Source organism: Ruminococcus sp. RTP21359st1_H3_RTP21359_211015 (assembly GCF_040909065.1).
In the GTDB taxonomy this organism is placed as follows: domain Bacteria; phylum Bacillota; class Clostridia; order Oscillospirales; family Ruminococcaceae; genus Hominimerdicola; species Hominimerdicola aceti.
Map to the genome: position 1 here is coordinate 1 of NZ_JBDGDD010000067.1, position 2702 is coordinate 2702.

A 2702-nucleotide genomic window follows, 5' to 3' on the forward strand; every position below is an offset into this window, starting at 1 on the left:
GGAGTCTTACTTGTCATGATCTGAGAGATGAATTTCTGCTTGTTCTCCAAAGTCTGATAGGAATAAGCATCGAATGTGCCTTTGGTAACATAGCGGAATATCTGCACCTGCTTGTTTTCATTGCCTTGACGGATAATTCTTCCGGCGCGCTGTTCCAGATCAGCCGGTCTCCACGGAATATCGAGGTCATGGACTGCAATAAGCCGTTTCTGTACGTTAGTACCTGTACCCATTTTTGCAGTTGAACCGAGCAAGACACGGATCTCTCCGCTGCGGACTTTATCAAAGAGGTCAGCTTTCTGCTGTTCGGTTTTCGCATCGTGGATATATGCGATCTCCTCCGCAGGGATACCCCTTGCGATCAGTTTGTCACGAATATCGTCATACACGCAGAAGTCGCATTCTTCTTCAAGAGATTCGACCTCAGCAATAGACTTCTTATCCTTAGCATCATCGGCATCTTCGCCCTCGACCGCTGCTTCTGCTGCCTTGTGTGGAACACCCAAATCACAGAAGATGATCTGCGTAAGCCTGTCCTCAGCCGTTTCAGCGTGGATACGGGCTACGTTCTCAACGCACCTGTTCAGCTTCGTATCAGGGTTATCCTCAAAGGACGGATCAATCAGTCTCGGATCAAGACCGAGCTTTCTTCCGTCCGACGTAATTTTGAGCATATTGTCGATCGTAGGATCAACATTTCCTGCATTGATAGCGTCAGCTCTGTCGGCAAGCTCCTGAACAAGTTCCCGCTGAAAGGGAGTAGCTTCGACCTGGACCACCTGATAATCACAATCAGGTACATCGAGTTTCAGCGTATCCGCAGTACGAATATCAGCGACCTGCTTGAACATACTCATCAATTCGGGCAGACCTGTATAGTTAGCGATACGGGTGCGCTCCTTGAAGCCATTGCCCGCAGGTTTCAGCTCATAGTCTGTTTTCTGCTCACCGAACACCGCAACCCAATTATCGAAGTGCTGCAAGCCGTGGTCTTTCAGGAAATCGTATTCCAAGTAACGCATCATGGTGTGCAGCTCTGTGATAGAATTGCTCAGAGGTGTTCCTGTTGCAAAGATAACGCCCTTGCCGCCTGTCTTTTCGTCGAGGTATCTGCATTTGAGGAAAAGATCAAGTGCTTTCTGCGAAGCCGAATTGGAAATTCCGGCTACATTCTGCAATTTTGTGGCGACGAACAGGTTTTTGAACTCATGAGCCTCATCGACGAACAGACAGTCGATTCCGAGCTGTTCAAAGGTCAGCGTATCGTCCTGATTTGCTTTTTCGAGCCTATCGAGCTGCTTCTGCAAACTCTTACGGGTACGCTCCATAGCCTTGATCTGGAACTTAGAGCCTTCGCTCTTTTTAAGTTCCTCGATACCACGCAGAATATCGTCGATCTGGCTCTGAATGGTCATGACCTGTCTCTCCTTTGAAACAGGAATCTTGCCGAGCTGAGAATGGCCGATGATAACTGCATCATAGTTGCCCGTAGCGATCTTAGCGAATAACTGCTGTCGGTTTTCTTTCTTGAAGTCCTTTTTGGTCGCAACAAGAATGTTAGCGCCCGGATAGAGCTTCTGGAAATCGTCACCGATCTGCTCTGTCAGATGATTCGGCACAGCAAACAGCGATTTTGTGCAAAGACCGAGCCTTTTTGATTCCATCGCAGTTGCGATCATTTCAAAGGTTTTTCCTGCACCAACGCAGTGTGCAAACAGCGTATTGCCGCCAAACATTGCATGAGCGATAGCATTTTTCTGATGATCGTGCAAATGAATGTCCGCAGTCATCATCGGGAAAGAAAGTGCGCTGCCGTCGAATTCACGGGGACGGATACTGTTGAACAGCTCATTGTAACGCTCCACAATAGCTTCACGGCGAACAGGATCTTTGAAGATCCACGCCTTGAAAGCCTTGCGAATATCGTCAGCTTTGCGCTGTACAACACGGGTAGCATCAATATCCACCACTCGCTTTTCCTTAGTATCGCCCAAGCCGTCCGGCACTTCGATCGTCTTGTAGACCTTCGGCTCTTGCAGATTCAGCAAATGCTCAAAGATGTCATAAGCGTTCATCTTGTGTGTGCCGTACTTTTGAGTCGCAAGCACCGACCTGTCGGAAGATTTGTTGCTTACATGGAAGGAATTTGCGTGGACAGAGTATTCCACACCGACAATAGCCGACTTGTTCCAACGTGCAGACGGACTATCACTCCGCTGATATGCCGGAGTCTGCAACAGTTCATACATGAACTGCTCATAGTATTTCGGATCAAGCCAAGCGGCACCGAGCTTAATGTCAATATCTCCGGCTTTCAGCGGTTCAGGCATTGCCTGTTTCAGCGCCGATACATTGATATTAAAGTCAGGATCATACTCAGCGATCTCCTCAGCTTCACGGAGCTTCTTGCGAATATCGCCCGAAAGGTACTCCGAAGCCGTCTGATACTCGTTCTCCGTATGGGGAATCTTGAAAATCTCACCCGTCAGGTCGTGCTTCAGCTCGTCCTCGGTCATCCCCGTCAGACTGCTCATGTACTCAAAGTCAACCCTTGCTTTCTCCGCAATGGAGAGAGTGAGTGCTTCAAGTGCCGTGTCAACGTGTTCCACAGCCTTCGGCGGCACGATAGTCCGCTTTGTGAAAATATCGGACTTTTCAAGGAGCTTTGTCTTATCATAGCTCTTTTCCAGTCCTGCGACAAG

1 protein-coding gene is annotated in these 2702 nt (G+C 48.7%); it reads right to left on the reverse strand.

Annotated features, from left to right (window positions below):
* Positions 1–2702: SNF2-related protein (locus AB5Z01_RS13595; protein WP_368365611.1), on the reverse strand; the 2702-nt coding region annotated here is incomplete at both ends.